This is a genomic window from Nocardiopsis listeri NBRC 13360, from assembly GCF_001570765.1.
Taxonomy (GTDB): Bacteria; Actinomycetota; Actinomycetes; order Streptosporangiales; family Streptosporangiaceae; genus Nocardiopsis; species Nocardiopsis listeri.
Genome location: NZ_BCSH01000020.1, coordinates 105,919 through 122,346, shown reverse-complemented (window position 1 = coordinate 122,346; position 16,428 = coordinate 105,919). Strand labels below are relative to the sequence as shown.

Annotated in this window: 17 protein-coding genes and 1 pseudogene; 11 read left to right on the top strand and 7 right to left on the bottom strand. The window is 68.5% G+C overall.

Annotation, left to right across the window (positions count from 1 at the left end; translation table 11 throughout):
- Positions 1–76 precede the first annotated feature (76 nt).
- A complete protein-coding gene (locus NLI01S_RS07525; RefSeq protein WP_067601328.1) occupies positions 77–766 on the bottom strand; it encodes a hypothetical protein in 690 nt (229 codons plus the stop codon).
- 210 nt (positions 767–976) lie between these two features.
- Positions 977–2,257, bottom strand: a complete 1,281-nt coding sequence (locus tag NLI01S_RS07520) for a hypothetical protein (RefSeq protein WP_067601322.1) — start codon at positions 2,255–2,257, stop codon at positions 977–979.
- Positions 2,258–2,623: 366 nt separating this feature from the next.
- Between NLI01S_RS07520 and NLI01S_RS07515 the strand changes: the two genes are divergently transcribed.
- Positions 2,624–3,649: a methyltransferase gene (locus tag NLI01S_RS07515; RefSeq protein ID WP_067601319.1), complete on the top strand. Its 1,026-nt coding sequence runs from the start codon at positions 2,624–2,626 to the stop codon at positions 3,647–3,649.
- Positions 3,650–3,682: 33 nt separating this feature from the next.
- Here NLI01S_RS07515 and NLI01S_RS07510 read toward each other — a convergent pair whose 3' ends face one another.
- The 3 genes from NLI01S_RS07510 to NLI01S_RS07500 are packed head-to-tail and all read right to left on the bottom strand — an operon-like array spanning position 3,683 to position 5,232.
- Complete coding sequence (locus NLI01S_RS07510; RefSeq protein WP_067601315.1) at positions 3,683–4,390, bottom strand: tRNA-dependent cyclodipeptide synthase; 708 nt, start codon at positions 4,388–4,390, stop codon at positions 3,683–3,685.
- On the bottom strand, positions 4,374–4,691 hold the full coding sequence (locus tag NLI01S_RS07505) for a DUF6092 family protein (protein WP_067601312.1): 318 nt from the start codon (positions 4,689–4,691) through the stop codon (positions 4,374–4,376). The genes NLI01S_RS07510 and NLI01S_RS07505 overlap by 17 nt, the downstream gene beginning before the upstream one ends.
- The gene (locus NLI01S_RS07500; protein ID WP_084392381.1) at positions 4,675–5,232 is read right to left on the bottom strand and encodes a nitroreductase family protein; all 558 of its coding nucleotides are present in this window, start codon (positions 5,230–5,232) and stop codon (positions 4,675–4,677) included. Before NLI01S_RS07500 ends, NLI01S_RS07505 begins: the two co-directional genes overlap by 17 nt.
- A gap of 115 nt (positions 5,233–5,347) precedes the next feature.
- On the opposite strand from NLI01S_RS07500, the gene NLI01S_RS07495 reads away from it, so the two are divergent.
- The gene (locus NLI01S_RS07495) at positions 5,348–6,379 is read left to right on the top strand and encodes a methyltransferase (RefSeq protein ID WP_067601306.1); all 1,032 of its coding nucleotides are present in this window, start codon (positions 5,348–5,350) and stop codon (positions 6,377–6,379) included.
- Positions 6,380–6,511: 132 nt separating this feature from the next.
- Positions 6,512–7,291, top strand: a complete 780-nt coding sequence (locus NLI01S_RS07490; RefSeq protein ID WP_067601304.1) for a thioesterase family protein — start codon at positions 6,512–6,514, stop codon at positions 7,289–7,291.
- Positions 7,292–7,294: 3 nt separating this feature from the next.
- Here the strand turns inward: NLI01S_RS07490 and NLI01S_RS07485 are convergent, their stop codons facing one another.
- Positions 7,295–8,524: an MFS transporter gene (locus NLI01S_RS07485; RefSeq protein WP_067601301.1), complete on the bottom strand. Its 1,230-nt coding sequence runs from the start codon at positions 8,522–8,524 to the stop codon at positions 7,295–7,297.
- A 69-nt stretch (positions 8,525–8,593) separates the two neighbouring features.
- Between NLI01S_RS07485 and NLI01S_RS07480 the strand changes: the two genes are divergently transcribed.
- From NLI01S_RS07480 to NLI01S_RS26270, 5 genes and pseudogenes are all read left to right on the top strand, one after another.
- Complete coding sequence (locus tag NLI01S_RS07480; protein ID WP_067601299.1) at positions 8,594–9,526, top strand: LysR family transcriptional regulator; 933 nt, start codon at positions 8,594–8,596, stop codon at positions 9,524–9,526.
- Positions 9,527–9,624: 98 nt separating this feature from the next.
- A complete protein-coding gene (locus tag NLI01S_RS07475) occupies positions 9,625–9,951 on the top strand; it encodes an ArsR/SmtB family transcription factor (RefSeq protein ID WP_157090978.1) in 327 nt (108 codons plus the stop codon).
- A 1-nt stretch (position 9,952) separates the two neighbouring features.
- Complete coding sequence (locus NLI01S_RS07470) at positions 9,953–11,677, top strand: SulP family inorganic anion transporter (RefSeq protein WP_067601293.1); 1,725 nt, start codon at positions 9,953–9,955, stop codon at positions 11,675–11,677.
- Between the two features lie 69 nt (positions 11,678–11,746).
- Positions 11,747–12,541, top strand: coding sequence for an SDR family oxidoreductase (locus NLI01S_RS07465; RefSeq protein WP_067601290.1), 795 nt, complete (start codon positions 11,747–11,749; stop codon positions 12,539–12,541).
- A gap of 119 nt (positions 12,542–12,660) precedes the next feature.
- Positions 12,661–12,791, top strand: a pseudogene (locus NLI01S_RS26270) (LysR family transcriptional regulator); the annotation flags it as partial.
- Here the strand turns inward: NLI01S_RS26270 and NLI01S_RS07460 are convergent.
- On the bottom strand, positions 12,781–13,677 hold the full coding sequence (locus NLI01S_RS07460) for a DUF817 domain-containing protein (RefSeq protein WP_067601352.1): 897 nt from the start codon (positions 13,675–13,677) through the stop codon (positions 12,781–12,783). The pseudogene NLI01S_RS26270 and the gene NLI01S_RS07460 overlap by 11 nt on opposite strands.
- A gap of 123 nt (positions 13,678–13,800) precedes the next feature.
- Here NLI01S_RS07460 and NLI01S_RS07455 point away from each other — a divergent pair, with 123 nt between their 5' ends.
- The 3 genes from NLI01S_RS07455 (at position 13,801) to NLI01S_RS07445 (ending at position 16,410) form a co-directional block, all read left to right on the top strand.
- Complete coding sequence (locus NLI01S_RS07455; RefSeq protein WP_223809153.1) at positions 13,801–14,586, top strand: hypothetical protein; 786 nt, start codon at positions 13,801–13,803, stop codon at positions 14,584–14,586.
- Positions 14,587–14,808: 222 nt separating this feature from the next.
- Entirely contained in the window at positions 14,809–15,915 is a 1,107-nt protein-coding gene (locus tag NLI01S_RS07450) for a ferric reductase-like transmembrane domain-containing protein (RefSeq protein WP_067601287.1), read from the top strand.
- An 81-nt stretch (positions 15,916–15,996) separates the two neighbouring features.
- Complete coding sequence (locus tag NLI01S_RS07445; protein ID WP_223809152.1) at positions 15,997–16,410, top strand: DUF6221 family protein; 414 nt, start codon at positions 15,997–15,999, stop codon at positions 16,408–16,410.
- The last annotated feature ends 18 nt before the right edge of the window (positions 16,411–16,428 follow it).

The following is a 16,428-nucleotide window of genomic DNA, read 5'->3' as shown; positions in this document are numbered from 1 at the left end:
CTCGACGAGATTCTTCAGAGCCGGGATTCCTCTGGCACGGGCCGGCGCATTCTGGTGGCCTGAATCAGGAACCGGTTCACGGAGCCGGGGCGCAGCTTCGGCAGCGCTTGTAGTACCGACCACCTTTGGGACCCGTATTCTCAGCCATCCATGCTCGGGTTTCCTCCGCTGACATGAATTGGAAGGGAACGTTGCCGAGAAACCGTTCCATGCCTCGGGATCGAGGGGCGTAGAGGTCTCCAGGGTGCGCGAAGGCGCGTAGTACTTCAGCATCATTGGGATTGTGGTCTGGAAATTCGACCGGCATGTCACGACGGACGACGCCACAACCGACCGTATGGAGACCATTGGAGTTACCCACAGCGAAGGGAAAGTGTTCGGGCAGCGTCCACCGACGCCAACGTTCGGACATCGTCGCCAGGTGATGGGTGAACTCCTCCCGACGTGCTGCACAGGTCGAGCAGCCACCGTCGCGCACACACCAGGAAAACTTGTCCTCGGGGCTTTCGAAGTCGTGGCATTCGGCCTCGTCGTAGAGCACGTGGAGCACCTCCAGCAGCTCCTCGCGCGCTGACGAGGCCTTCAGGTCCCCCTTGGCCACTGCGTCGAGAAGGTCGAGTACCGCGGGCAGTTCGATACTGAACCCGTAGCCTTCCCGGAAGCCGCGTTTTCGTGCGCTGGCGTAAGTGACTCCGAAGGAGAAACAGACATCGTCCAGACGCATGCCTGATTCGGTTCGCAGGTCGACCATGTGGTTACTGGGCATGACCCTGCTTCCTCTCGATACGGGCCCCGGCCACAGGCTCACCCCCATGGCGTGTTCTGCTCCTGAAGGCCGGGCCGAGAGCTCCATCATGCTTGTTCGAGCCGCGATGGTGGGCCCATTCGGCCACAAAGGTCACCTGCGCTCTTGCCGAAACGTCGCCCACGTCCACCGTTCGTTCCGGGAGTTCATGTGTCCTGGGCGCGCCCGTTTTCATCGAACGCCTTCTCGAACCCGATCGGGGTGGCAGCGCGGGCAGGGGCCGAGGTCCTCGTGAACCTCGGTCTGTGGGTTGAAGCGAATGACGTGTCGGCGCTGTTCGTGACAGGAACGGTCCCCACAATGTTCGGGCGGTGCTGGTGCGGTATCCGGTAGGCCCTCGTCGAGCACACCCATCAGGGCGCCGGCCGGTTCGTCCAAAGTGGCGAAGGGTTCGGGGCCGGGAAGGTCCTCGCACCTGTGGCATCGGGTGCGCAGGCCGGTGGCGTCGGCGGTCAGGGTGATACCGAGGTGAACCGTGCACGTGGGCGGTGCACCGGCCCGGGTGAAGGGATCTCCGTCGGCCATCGGGGCCGGTTCTCGGCGCGGGCGAGGGACCTTGGGCACGGAAGGACCGGGCAGGCCGCCAGGAGTGCGGTTGCGGGCGACCCAGACCGGCAGTGCCTCACCGAGATGACCGGGTCGGCAACGGGTGGACAGGACCGCGTACAGCGACATCGTGGTGTCGTGGTCTGACCGCAGCCACTCCAGGAGTTCGGTGGGGCCCACCCGGTCGTCGGCCAGCTCCTTGACGGCCCGGAACGCGGCGGGCAGATGCTCCAGGACCAGGCGGCGATGCTGCCAGGGTTCGAGTCCCAGGCCGGTCTCCTCGGCGATCTGGGGGATGACGGTGCGTTCCAGTAGACCGCCCCGGTCGGGGGCGGGCCGTTCGGCTTCGGGGACGCCCCACTGGTCGCCGTCGGCATCGGTGGCGGGGAGCTCGCTCGCGCGCGCCCGCGCGCCCTCCTCCTCCCCTTGTTCTTGTGTATTGGTCTTCTTGTGGTTGGTCTTCTTAGGGGTTCGATTTTCCTCCGGTAGGTTATCCAACCCTGGAAAATCGCACTTAGGCTCTGAACTGCTGCTTTGCAGGCGGACGAGGTCCTTTCCCTCCAGGGAGCGGGCGAGCTCGGCGACTCGTTCCGGCAGGGACTCGGGGTCGTCGGTGACCACCCAGTAGGCACCACCGAGGCACCCCAATTCGTCGCGGACCCGGTAACGGCGCAGGTAGCCGACGGCTTCGAGTTCCTTGAGTCCGGAGCGGATCGCGCCCGCACCACCAGGTGAGTTGGCGATGAGCTGTTCGATGCCGATGCCCCACCCTTCACGGTGCGAAGCGATGAAGATGAGGAGACCACGGGCCTTGTAGGACAGGCGTTTGTCACGGACCGCGGCGTTGAGCACCCTGGTGAATCGATCGCCACCGAAGCGGCCTCGGACGATGGTCGCGTAGCTCACGGCGTCACCTCCGGGGAAAGGTGGAACGTGAGGGGGACGCGCGAAGCGACCCCCCTGCTTCGGGCGCGGGACGCTGTAGGCTTAGGATGCACTCCTAGCCGCCTTCCTGGTGGTTTCAGGTTGGTGGTCAGAGCCCGTTCGGTGTTGGTAGCACCGGGCGGGCTCGCTTTTTTTCGAGTTGTGGAGGTCAGCCTAGCCTGAGCGAACCCGTGTTCGGGTACAGAAGAAGAACCTGCTCACGATCCCTTCGGCCGCCCCCGAAACCAGGTGCGGGGCCGGGCCCCTCTCTCACGAAAGACCTCACGCCACACCCTTCGACCTGGCATCGTCACCTTCCGTGACAGCAGAACCACCGAAGGGAATCACGTGGAGCGACCGGACACCATCCCGCCCGAACGAACCGACCGGCCACTGGCCAGGATCGTCTCCTCCGCGATGTTGCTGCACGCCGTGGCGGCACTGATCGAGCTCGGTGTCGTCGAAGAGCTGGCCGGTCCCCCACGCCCCCTCGACGACGTGGCCCGGGCACTCACCGTGCCCGAGGAACGCCTGCTGGTCCTCGTGCGTGCGGCGGTCGCGACCGGGCTGGTCGAGGAGCCTTCTCCCGGTCTCTTCTCCTTGAGCTCGGCAGGCGACCACCTGCGTATCGACGATCCCCAAGGGCTGCGGGACCTGTTCCGTATGTGCACGCACGGCGACTTCTTCCAGGCCTGGACTCGTTTGGGCCACTCGGTGACTTCGGACCGCTCGGCCTTCGCGATCCACACCGGTCAGGAGCTGTTCGCCTACCTGAGTGAGCGGGAAGCGGCCGCCGCCGTGTTCAACCGGGCCATGAACTCCTCCACCCTGGCCGCGCCGTTGCTGCGCGAGATCGATCCGGCGGAAACCGGGACGATGGTGGATCTGGGTGGTGGTGAGGGCGCCACGATCGCGGCCGTGCTGCGCGCGTGCCCGTCGACGCGGGGGATCCTCTTCGACCTTCCGCACGTGGTGGAGGGTGCTCCTCCACTTCTACGTGAGGCGGGGGTCGAGGATCGGTGCTCAATCGTGGGTGGCGACTTCTTCGAGGGTGTACCCAGGGGCGCGGACGTCTACCTCGCGGCTCGGGTGATGCAGAACTGGGCCGATCCCGACGCGGCACTGATCCTGCGTAACGTTCGCGAGGCGATGGGGGCGACCTCGCGCTTGTTGATCGTGGGTCACCTCCCAGAGCAGGATCGACCGAGCGAGTTCCTGGAGGCCATGAGTCTGAGCATGTTCGTGCTCTATGGGGCTCCATTGCGCACCCGTGAGCAGTACGAGGCGCTCCTCGCCTCGGTGGGCTTGTCCCTGCACGAGGTGCGTCGGGTTCCGGACGGTGAGTCGATCATGGACGTGCGTCCGATGCCGTGATGGAAGCGGGCCCCGACAGGTGTCGGGGCCCGCTCAGTTGGACGGTGCGGTGAGGGGCTTGAGCACGAGGTGTCCCTGCCCGGGATGTAGGCAGGAGGTCTCCCTTCGCAGCCCCACCAGGACCGGGAGGAGATCGTGGTAGCAGCACACCGAGGTGTCCACGGACAGGACCTCCGGGGTGTTGAGCAGGAAGGGCAGTTCCGCGCGCAGGTAGGACAGACCGGCTCGGAACCGGGCCCCGTCCGGGTCCGGTTCGGGGGCGATGATCCGCCGGACGTGGTCCTCACAGGCGCGTTCCACGGCCGGGTGCTCCCTCATGGCCCGTTCGACGCGTTCGTCGGCCGATCGGTAGCCGGGGGTGTCCACGGTCTCCGACAACGCCAGGCACCGAACCCGTGCGGGTACCCGCACCGCCTCCATCGCGCGTCGAATCCGTCGGCGCACGTCCCTGAGCGACCGACAGGCCCGCCTGGAGGCCTGTGCCTGTTCGGCGCCGGCCGCCCGGTGCATGGTGTCGATGTGCAGGTCCGCGTAGAGCAGGTCGACCGCGCCGAAGCGCCGGCCCGTCCATTCCAGGAGTTGGGCGATCCTGTGTTGGCTGAAGTAACCGTTGCCGGCGCTGATCCCGATGAGCGCGTGCTCGCCGCGTTCGACGAGTCGTCCACATCCGGGGGTGAAGGGCCGGGCCTGAAAGACCTCCTCGGTGTCGTTCAGGCGTGGGATCTCAGGCGGTGACGGCACCGGGTTCCTCCACGACGGCGGCGAGTCGATCACACAGTTCGTCGAGCAGGGCGGCCAGGTCCCGATCGACCATCGCACCGCACATGACCTCGTCCATGCGCTCCTTCAGGGAGGTCAGTTCCGGGCTCTGGGCTCCACCGGCCCTGGCCCGCAGGCGCAGGACGCGGCGGGCGGCGTCCAGGCAACGCAGTGGCCCGTAGTCACGGGGTTCCTCCAGCAGGCCTCGGCCGCTGCTGATCAGGTAGGCCGCGAGCAACAACAGTTCCTCGTCGATTCGGCACTGGTCAGCCCCAGTGTTCATGACTGATCACCTCGTTCCGGTCGCGTCGGGGTGCGGTGGTGCGCGGGTTCGGGGCCGGGTGTCCGATCGACACCAGGAGTAGTGGCTCCAGGTGTTGGGGGAGTCTCAGGAACCTGCGCACCGGGCTCTTGCGGAAGCTGGCGGTGGGGCACCCTCCCAGTTCGAGGGCGTGTGCCGCCAGCAGGAGGTTCTGCACGGCCATCGCCACGCAGAGCATGCCCTCGTCCCAGGCGCCTCCTCCCACGGACCGCCCGTGGTCGAAGCAGGCCACCACGATCAGCGGCGGGCGTTCGATGATGCCCGGGGCGAAGGCGTGGATCAGGCGCAGGGTTCGCGGTCGTCGTACGACGACGAAGGCCCAGGCCTGTTTGTTGGAGGCGGAGGGTGCGGCGAGCATGCTGTCCAGCAGGGGATCCAGGAGGTCGTCCCGCACGGATTCGTCGTTGAAGGAGCGAACGGCCCGTCGTGTGTTCAGTACACGCAGTGTCCGCCGAACCTGGTCCTGGGGTTCGGGTTCAGGGACCTCCACAGGGATCTCCACGTTCTGTATTGGGTCAACCACCTGGAGTAATGTAACGTGTCGCTCGGTTTCCCGGGGCCCTTCCGCCCTCAGAAACACCTCCGTTCGAGGAAATCAGCGAAAGGTATCCACCCCCGTGACGCTCCCCACCGCTTCCGCTCCGCTCGACGTCTCCGCCGTCCGGCTGTTCGAGCTGATCACCTCCAGCTGGGTCGCGGCGGCCGTCGGTGCCGCGGCCGAGCTCGGCGTCGCCGATGCCATGTCCAGGGAACCCTCGCCCCTGGCAGAGATCGCTTCTCGGGTCGGCGCCGACGCCCAGGCCCTTCACCGGCTGCTGCGCGCCTGCGCCGATCTGGATCTGGTCCGGGAGTCCCCGGAGCGGTGTTTCGCCCTCACCGACCTGGGCGAGGCGCTACGGGAGGACTCCGCCGCGTCCATGCGCGGGTACGCCCGTTGGTTGGGGAGCCCGACAGAGCGGTCCACCATGGCCCACCTGGCCGACGCCGTGCGTGTGGGAGGTCCGGTGTTCGAGTCCGTCCACGGTGTTCTCGTCTGGGAGTACATGCGTCGTCACCCCGAGGTCGCCGCGCTCTTCGACCAGGGCATGAGCGACATCTCCGCGCAGCTCACCCGATCCCTGACCGAGGACTACGACTTCGGTTCCAGCGGGCTGTTGGTGGACGTCGGGGGCGGGCGCGGACGCCTGCTGTCCTTGGTGTTGTCGGCCAACCCGCACCTGCGGGGCGTGCTCTACGACCGGCCCGAGGTCATCGCGGGGGCCGAACCCGCGCTCTGTCAAGGGGAACTCTCCGAGCGCTGCCGTGTCGAGGGCGGCGACTTCCTGGACGCGGTGCCGGCCGGTGGTGACACCTACCTGCTCGCCAGCGTCATCCACAACTGGAACGACGCCGACGCCGCCAAGATCCTCACGCACTGCCGCCGGGCGATGCTCCCCCACGGGCGGATCCTGCTCGCCGAGGTGGTGATGCCCCAGGGCACCGAGCCGGCGCGGACGGCCAGGTTCATGGACCTGAGCATGCTCGTGCACTGTGGTGGGGAGCAGCGGACCCCGAGCCGGTCCGCGGAACTGTTCGAGCGTGCCGGGCTCCGTCTGAACCGCATCGTGCCGGGACGCGGGGTGAGCGTGGTCGAAGGGGTGCTCGCCTGAACACCACGGCCGGAACCGATGGGGCGGGGACTCGGTGGAACTTCTGCGGCTCGTGGGGGGGGTGGCGGGTCCCGGCCGGGTGAGCATCGGAGATGATGCACTCGGTATGGCCCCGTTGCGCAGGAGAACTCCTTGTCCCAGTCCCAGAACGCCTACTTCGTCCGAGTGGGCGACGACCGTTTCGTTCCCACCGAGCACGTCAGCGGCGCTTGGAACACCGCCGAGCAGCACTTCAGCCCACTGGGCGGCCTCATCACCCACGCCATCGAGACCCACACCGCCGAGCGGGGGCTTCAACTCTCCCGGATCGGCTTCGACATCCTGGGCACGCTGGCGATGGACGAGTGCCGCGTCGAGGTGAACACCATCCGCCCCGGGCGCACCATCGAGCTGGTCGAGGCGGTGGTCCAGATCGGGGACCGCACCGCCGTGCGGGCGCGGGCGTGGTCGCTCGTGGCGGGCGAGACCGGCGCGGTCGAGGGCGGCGCGGCCGAACCCCTGCCCGATCCGGAGGGCCTGGAGAAGAAGCCGCTCAGCGAGATCTGGCCCGGCGGGTACATCGCCTCGCTGGACGCGCGGCCGATCGCTCCCGCCGTGCCCGGACGTGGCGCGGCGTGGCTCTCCACCGACGTGGAGCTGGTGGCGGGCGAGAAGGCCGGGCCGGTGGCCTCCTTCGTCAAGCTGCTCGACACCGCCAACGGTGTCGCGGTGCGCGAGTCGCCCCTGGAGTGGATGTTCCCCAACGTCGACCTCACCGTGCACCTGTTCCGACAGCCCGAGGGGCACTGGGTCGGGCTGGACACCACGGTGGCCTTCGGCCCCACGGGGTTGGGGCTGACCAGTTCGGTCTTGCACGATCGGCGGGGGCAGGTCGGCCGGGCCGAGCAGAGCCTCACGGTGCGTCCGATGTAGCGGTCAGGGGGCCGGCAGTCGGCGCAGGCGCAGGGCGCACAGGCCCGCGAGCACGGTGAGGGTCATGGCCAAGGCCACGGTCCCGCTCCAGCCCACGGCGTCGTAGACCACGCCTCCCAACCACCCGAACAGGCTCGCGCCCAGGTAGTAGGCGAGCGTGTAGACGGCTGTGGCCTGCGCCCGACCCGTGGTGGCGTGGGAGCCCACCCAGGCCGAGGCGGTGGCGTGGGCGCAGAAGAACGCGAAGGTGAGCAGCAAAAGGGTGGCCAGCAGGAGGATCACCGAGGTGGTGAACAGCCCGCCGAGTCCGACCAGGAGCAGGATGGTGGCGGTGGTGAGTACCCCGTAGCGCCCCCAACGCAGGGTGGCCGATCCGGCCAGTCCCGAGCCGAGCATGCCTGCGGTGTAGGACAGGAACAGTAGTGACGCCACGGCCTGGGAGAGCCCGAAGGGTTCGTCGGTGAGGCGGAACCCCAGGACGTTGTACACGGCCATGAACGCGCCCATCAGCAGGAGTGCCTGGGCGTACATGGGCACCAGGCCGGGGGTGGTCATGGCGGCCTTGAGTCGACTGCCCATTCCGAGGGTGTCGTCGGTCGAGGCGGGGCGTGTGGTGGGCGCGCCCTTGGTCTGTCGAGGCAGGACGAGGACGAACACCACCAGGGCGACCAGCCCCAGGATGGTGTTGGCGGCGATCCCCCACTGCCAGCCGCCGTGTTCGGCGGCAAAACCCGCCAGGAGACGTCCGCCCATGCCGCCGAGGGGGTTGCCGGCGATGTACAGGCCGGTGGCCTTGGGTGCGTCGCGGGGGTGGATCTCCTCGGCGAGGTAGGCCACGGCGGCTGCCGACACCCCGCCCAGGGCGGCGCCCTGGAGGGTGCGCAGGAGCAGCAGTGTCCAGAGTTCGGTGGCCAAGGGCGCGGCGGTGCCCAGCACGATGGCCAGCAGGAGGGAGAGACCGATGACGCGCGCGCGGCCGAGGCGGTCGGCGACACCGCTCCAGACGAGGGTGAAGCCGGCGAGGCCGCCGGTGGCCAGGGAGACGGTGAGCGCGGCTTGTCCCGCGGAGGTGCCGAACCCCGAGGCGATGGCGGGCAGGATCGGTTGGACCGACCACAGTTGGGCGAAGGTGGCGACGGCTGCGGCGATCAGGGCGATGACCGTGCGCCGGTAGGCCGGGGTACCGGCCCTGGGTCTGGGGTCGGTCGAAGGCGGTGCGCTGGTCACGGTCATGGTTCAACGCTAGGAAGCCCGCTTTCATACGTCCAATACATGATTTCACGTTCATGCATACTGATCTGCATGGATAGCGTTGAGGTGGACGACCTGACCCAGGTGTTGGCGCCCCGATTGCGAATGTTGTCGGCCATCGCCAGGACCGAGCACATCACCCACGCGGCCGCGGCCCTGAACATGCCACAACCCACGCTGAGCAGGGCTTTGGCCCGGCTTCAGGAGGAATTGGGCATCGCGTTGATCGAACGCACCGGGCGGGGGATCCGACTGACCCGGGCGGGGCGGACGCTGCTCCCGCACGTGGAGCGGTCGCTGGAGGATCTGCGCCAGGGTGTGGCCGAGCTCACCGGCGCCGAGGAGGGCCGGGTGGCGTTGACGTTCCTGCCCACTCTGGGCGTGGAGGTGGTGCCGGTGCTGTTGCGTGGCTTTCGCGCCGAGCACCCGGGGGTGCGTTTCACCCTGACCCAGGAACCGTGGGCGCAGTCGCTGCGGCGGTTGTCGTCGGGCGGCGCGGACTTGGCGTTGACCTCTCCCCTTCCCTCGGGACAGGGGTTGGTCTCCCAGGTGTTGCAGACCCAGTACCTGCGTTTGGTGGTGCCCGAGGGACACCCGCTCGCGGGGCGGAACGAGGTGTCGTTGGCGGCGGCGCGCGATGACTTCATCCTGCTCAAGTCGGGTCGGGGGGTGCGGCATCTGACCGATCGGCTCAGTGATCGGGCCGGGTTCACGCCCACGGTGGCGTTCGAGGCCGACGACATCAGTACGGCCCGGGGTTTGGTCGCGGCGGGGCTGGGGGTGTCGGTGCTGCCGGCCCGTCCCGGGGGTCCGCTGGGCGGCACGGTGGAGCTGGTCATCATCGATGGCGAGGCCGAGCGGCCGGTGGGCATCGTGTGGCCTCGTGAGGGTTCGGGCGGTGGTTACGAGCCCCCCGCGGTGGCGTTGTTCCGCGAGTACGTGTGCCGGGTGGGTCCGGAGCTCATCCCCGACCTGACCGGGTGATCGTCCGGTCATCGAGTTCACACCCTGACGATGTGAAGATTTCTTCAATTCATCATATGGTGGACGTGATCATCACGTCCCCGAACCCGAGGCCCACCGTGCACCGTCCCCTTTACCAGGCCAAGGCCGAGTTCTTCCGCATGCTCGGCCACCCCGTCCGCATCCGTGTCCTGGAGTTGCTCCAGGACGGGCCCAAGGCCGTCCGCGACCTGTTGGCCGACGTGGACGTGGAACCCTCCAACCTCTCCCAACAGCTCTCGGTCCTGCGCCGTTCGGGCATCGTCACCTCCAGCCGCGAGGGCTCCACGGTGGTCTACGAACTGGCCGGCGCCGACGTCGCCGACCTCCTGGGCGCCGCCCGCCGTATCCTCACCGAACTCAGCACCGGCCGTGAGGAATTGTTGGCAGAGCTGCGTGAGGGCTGACATGACACAGGCGGCTCCCTCCCCGGGCATCGGGCGAAGGTTGTGGACCAACACGCGCGCACTGTTGCCTCGGCGCTCCGACTTCACCATCATGCGTCGCTCCCCCGGTCGGGACCTGCTCGCCGGGGTGACGGTCGCGATCATCGCGCTACCCCTGGCCCTGGGCTTCGGTATCTCCTCCGGGCTCGGCGCTCAGGCCGGGCTGGTGACCGCGATCGTGGCCGGGTTCCTGGCCGCGGTCTTCGGCGGCTCCAACCTCCAGGTCTCGGGGCCCACCGGGGCGATGACCGTGGTGCTGGTGCCCATCGTGGCAGTGCACGGGCCCACGGGCGTGCTCATGGTCGGAATGATGGCGGGGCTGATCCTTTTGGTCCTGGCCTGGGCGCGGGGTGGGCGGTACATGCGCTACGTCCCCGCCCCGGTGATCGAGGGGTTCACGCTGGGCATCGCCGTCGTCATCGCCCTCCAGCAGGCACCGTTCGTGCTGGGTCTGCCCCAACCGGAGGGACACAACGTATTGGCCGGCGCGTTCTCCCTGGTCAAGGACTTCAGCGCCGACCCGGACTGGACTCCCCTGCTCATCGCCCTGGGCGTGGCCGCGGTGATGCTGTTGGGGGCCAGGTGGCGCCCCACATGGCCGTTCTCCCTGCTTGCGGTGGCCGCCGCGACCCTGCTGGTGTACCTGACCCCGTTGTCCACGCCCACGATCGGTATCCTGCCCGCCGGCCTTCCCTCGCCCTCCCTGTCGTTTATGGATCCCTCCGCCGTGGGCCCGTTGATGAGCGCGGCCCTGGCGGTGGCGGCGCTGGCGGCCCTGGAGTCGTTGCTGTCGGCCACGGTGGCCGACGGGATGCGCGTCGACGAACGGCACGACCCCGACCGTGAACTCTTCGGGCAGGGCGTGGCCAACCTGGTCGCGCCGATCTTCGGTGGTGTGCCGGCCACCGCCGCGATCGCGCGAACGGCCGTGAACGTGCGTGCGGGTGCCAACAGTCGTCTGGCCGCGGCCTCGCACGCCCTGGTGTTGGCCGTGGTGGTGTTGCTCGCCGCCCCGCTGGTGGGGTTGGTGCCGTTGGCGGCGCTGGGCGGTGTCCTGTTGGCGACTGCCGTGCGGATGGTCGAGGTGGGGTCGGTGCGCGCGATGATGCGTTCCACTCGGGGCGACGCCGTGGTGTTGGTGCTGACCGCGGTGGCCACCCTGGCCCTGGACCTGGTCACGGCGGTGCTGTTGGGGATGGCGGTCACCGCGTTCCTGGCCCTGCGCGCGGTGTCGCGCGATGCCCGACTGAACCGGGTGGAGTTGTCCCAGGGGCCGCCCGGTGACCACGGTGCGCGGGAACGTGCCCTGTTGGACGAGCACATCATCGCCTACCGGCTGGACGGGCCCTTGTTCTTCGCCGCCGCGCACCGATTCCTGTTGGAATTGACCGAGGTGGCCGACGTGTCCGTGGTGATCCTGCGGATGTCGCGGGTCAGCACGGTGGACGCCACCGGGGCCTTGGTGCTGGGCGACGCGATCGAGCATCTGGAGCGGCGCGGCATCACCGTGTTGTTGTCGGGGGTGCGGCCCGACCACACGCGGGCGTTGACCGCACTGGGCGCGGGCGCCCGGTTGTTCGAGCGAGGCTCGGTATTCGACAGCACCCCCGAGGCGATCGACCATGCCCACGCCCTGCTGCGCGAACGCGAGGCCTCGGAGACGGCCGACCGGGCGGCTCCGCTCTGACCCCCTACGCTCCGGGCGGACGGGAAAACCCGTTGTGCGGGGTGTGTTCGGTGGCGAGTATGGGGCGCCATGGACCACGAACAGAACCCCTTCCGCCCGCCCACCTCCCGAACACGCCCCGTCGCGTTGGTCACCGGGGTCGGCCGCAGTGTCGGAATCGGGGCCGCGATCGCCCGCCGGTTGGCCGAGTCCGGGTGGGACGTGGCCCGCACCCAGTGGACGCCCTACGACCGGCGCATGAGCTGGGGCGTGGAGGCCGGGGCCCAGGAGACCATCGAAGCCGACCTGGCCGCGCGCGGCGCCGACACCGTGGCGGTGGAGGCCGATCTGACCGACACCGACGCCCCGGCCAGGGTCTTCGACGAGGTCGAGCGGCGATTGGGAGCCGTCCAGGCACTGGTGCTGAGCCACTGCGAGTCGGTGGACTCCGGACTGCTCGACACCACCGTGGACAGCTTCAATCGACACTTCGCGGTGAACGTGCGCGCCACGTGGCTGTTGGTGCGCGAGTTCGCCCTGCGTTTTGGCGCGGAGTACGGCAGCGGGCGCATCATCGCTCTGACCAGTGACCACGTGGTGCACAACCTGCCCTATGGTGCCGGGAAGGGGGCAATGGACCGCATCGTGCTGGCCGCCGCGCGCGAACTGTCCCATCTGGGGGTGACCGCCAACGTCATCAACCCGGGCCCGGTGGACACCGGGTGGATGCCGGATCAGGTGCGTGCGCACTGCACCGAGCACACACCCCTGGGGCGCCTGGGCACCCCGCGCGACACCGCGCACTTGGTGGACTTCCTCTGTTCCGCCGAGGGCGGCTGGATCAACGGCCAACTCCTCAACAGCGACGGCGGTATCTCCGCATGAGGCGGTGATCGAAGGAGGCCGGGGCCAGTCGTGACCATCCGCCCAGACGGATCGTGGGCGCCGGGTTCACCGGACCGCCAACGCGGGTGTGGCGGCGGCTTCCTGGAAGTGACGGCGAGCCGGAGCATCCGGTGGACATCGTGTGGCCGCGTGCGGGTTCGGGCGGTGGTTACGAGCCCCCGCGGTGGCGTTGTTCCGCGAGTACGTGTGCCGGGTGGGGCCTGAGGTCCTTCCGGGCCTCACCGGGTGAGTTCGTGGTCCTGCGGTGGGGTGTGCAGGGGGCGGGGGCGGTAGACGAAGCTCACCAGCACCACGGAGATGATCATCAGCAGCAGCCAGGCGACCAGTTTGGCAGGGGAGACCATCTGCCAGCCGTCGGCCTGGTGGGGGTAGATCCAGGATCCGGCGGCGGTGGCGATGTTCTCGGCGACCCAAATGAAGAAGGCCACGCCGCCGAACGCGGCCAGGATGGGCATGCGACGCCAGGGTCGGGATCGGTGATTGCGAAAGTGCATGGTACAGCGGGCGTACAGGAGTACGATGAGGACCAGCAGTACCCAGCGGGCGTCGAACAGGTAGTGGTGGCCGAAGAAGTTGAGGTAGATCGCCAGGCCGAGAAGGGCGGTGGCCCAACGTGGCGGGTAGTGGTCGAAGCGCAGGTCGAACAGGCGGAACACGCGCACCATGTACGAGCCCACGGCGGCGTACATGAACCCGGTGTACAACGGTACCCCGCCGATCCACAGCAGCCCGTCGCCGCCGTACTCCCAGGAGCCCACGGACGTCTTGAAGATCTCCATGACCGTGCCGACCAGATGGAACAGCACGATCACCCAGAGTTCTCGTCCGCTCTCCAGGCGCAGGAGCAGCATGAGCGCCTGGATGGCGACCGCTCCGATGACCAGGGCATCGCTGCGCGAGAGCGCGACGCCTTCGGGATACCACAGGTGGGTGGCGACCAGCAGGGCGAGCATGGCGGCGCCGAAGACGCACGCCCAGGCCTGTTTGACGGTGAAGACGACGAACTCCAGCGCTCCCCCGCCCACGCGCCCTTGGAGGGCTTCCAAACGCCCGTTCGCCCAGGTGTCCAGGCGCCGTTCGAGGGAGGTGAAGGAGTGGTGGTGTTCGTTGGCCATGCGCTCGATCGTACGGTCGGCCGTGTGGTGTCGGAGTGCCGGGAGGAGCGCTTTCGGACGTCGGGCGCCCACCGGGGGTGCCATGGGTTGAGTCGAGTCCTCACGCCCGTCTACGGTGTCGAAATGTCGAGTCCTCTTCCACCCGGAACCGGCGCACTCCCTCCGCCACCGCAAAGACGCCCACTTTTCCTCGGCATCGCCGCCGTGGCCGGGTTCGGGTTGCTCATCATCGCCGGGTTCACCTGGCTCACGTCTTCGTCGGAGCGAATCGAACCCGGCCCCGCCGCGCCGGGACCCGGTGACCACGGCCCGCTGCCGGTGTGCGCCAACTCCGAGGGCACGGTGCTGCACGCCGACGTGAACGGCGACGGGCACCTGGACGAGGTGCGCGACCCGGATCGGGAGGGCGTGATCACCGTCGAGGGCGGCGGGGACTCGTGGGAGGCCGATCTCGACGACGCCTTGGCCAGGCTGGGTTACGCGGGTTCGGAGGATCCGGAGCGGGAGGCGCGGGGCACCCTCGGGGACTTCGATGGTGACGGCTACGTGGACCTGGCGTTGTTCTTCGCGGCGCCGCACCTGGGCGACGACCCGGTGGAGGACATGCCGGTGCACGAAGTGCATTTCGGGCCGCTGGCCCAGGATCTGACCAGTGAGAGGGTCGGCCCCCTTCGCATCGATTTCAAGGGGTTCGTGTACGGGGTACGGGCCGCTGACCCGGATGGTGATGGCAGAGCCGAGTTGCAGGTGTTCCAGACCGAGGGCGACGGCGCGGTCGACCATCATGTCGGTCACTACCGGGATGACGGTGTCACCGTGGACGGGGAGTCCGTCGATTCCCACGACCGTTCGAGTTGGCAGGGCACCGAGCGGGGATGGGGCGACTTCGAGGTCTGCTCCGACGAGTAGTGGACACACGCCAAGGCCTGGCAAGCGCTTTCTTTGCGGTAAGCGCTTGCATGGAATTTTCCCAGTTCACAGAGGCCATCCCGCCCTCCCAATAATGATTGAGCGTTCAACAGGCCTGGGCCCGGCGCCGACTTTCCGCTAGCGTGCCATTTCGGTCCGTGTTCCCTCCCCGGCCTCCCCTCGGCCTCGGAACCGGTCGCCCACCCCTCACCTGGAGCCACCATGTCCTCCCCCGCCAGACCCCGGCCCCGGCTCGACCGCCGAACACTGCGCGCAGACCTGCGCAACCTGCTCTTCGACTCCACCGCCGCCCTGGTGGTGACCGCGGTGATCTTCGTGGTCCTGTATCAGCGCATCGACGACGGCACCTCGGCGACCCTGGAGGTCATGCCGCACCTGGCCGACGCTCGGATGTACTGGCTGTACTGGGCGTGCCAGGCCTTCGGCTGGTCGGCGATGCTGTGGGCGTGGATCACCGTCATGCTCGGACTGCTGCGCTCGACCCGACCGGTGTCCTGGTCGCCGGTCTCCCACGCCCGTCTGGAGCACTGGCACCGGGTCACCAGCATCACCACCATCGGGCTGATGTTCGCCCACGCCCTGGCGTTCTTCCTGGAGCTGCTCCGCCAGAACGAGGACGGACTGTCACCGGCACGGCTGGTGTGGTCGGCCTTCGTCGACGTCTTCGTCCCCGGCGGATACGCCACCGGCACCGGCCAGGTCGCCATCCTCCTCGGCCTGATCGCCCTCTACCTGGCGATTCCCTTGGGGCTGTCGTTCTACGTTCGGGCGTGGACGGGTTCGCGCCTGTGGCGGGTACTGCACCGGTTCGTCATCCTGGTCTACGTCCTGAGCGCGTGGCACACCCTGTTGTACGGCACCAACGTGTGGTTCGACGGCTGGTTCCGCACCATCGTGTGGGGGTTGCAGCTCCCGGTGGCCCTGCTGTTCCTGGCACGGCTGCTGACACCGCTACGACACGAGGAGAGACTCACCCGCGCCGAACTCGGCGGTGGCGCCGGTCCCCTGCTGCGGCTGGGCGGTCGGCTGCTGGCGGCGGCCGGTGTGGTCATCGTCCTGTTGGTCACGGTCACCGGCCGGGACGGTGGAAGGACGCCAGGGCAGGAGTCCGGCGACATGCTCATCACCCAGCCCATGGTCTGGGGCGGGCTCGTGGTCGTGCTGACGGTGATGGGCGCGGTGGCCCTGGCCGTGAGGTCGAGCGGGGAGCGTGTTGGGCGAACCGCTCGCCCCGGACCCGAGCCCGGGGCGACGGAACCAACCCTCGACCCCACATCCGATCGAAGTGACTCCGAAAACCCGCTGTAGGGTTTTCCAGGGATGGTCCGGGCCGGTGTCCCCTCGACGGTCGGAAACGTCGGGGAACACCGAGACGAGCAAGGGGATTCGTTGGACGCTTTGGTCTCGTTCCTACGGGCGCGGATGGACGAACACTGGCGGGGCGCGCTCGCCGCCGGAGCCTCCTCCGCCGCGCGGACGTGGTCGGCCCGGTCGGGCCGTGTGGAGTCCGCCGACGGCGAGACCGTGGCGCCGACCTCCGGCGAAGGCGGGCCAGGAGAGCGAGCGCGCTCGGAGCACATCGTCCGGAACGACCCCGCGCATGCCCTGAGGAGGTTGGAGTCCACCAGGCGCCTCATCGAACGGTACGAACTGCTCCACGCCGACCTGGTCGAGCATCCGGAAGGGGAGGCTCTGCTCCGCGAGTACGAGGAAGTCGTTCTTCCCCTGCTCGCCCTTCCGTTCTCCGACCACCCCGACCATCGGCCGCAATGGTCTCCTCGGGAGGAGTCTTCGCGGCGATGAATCCCGTGGCACTCGCCC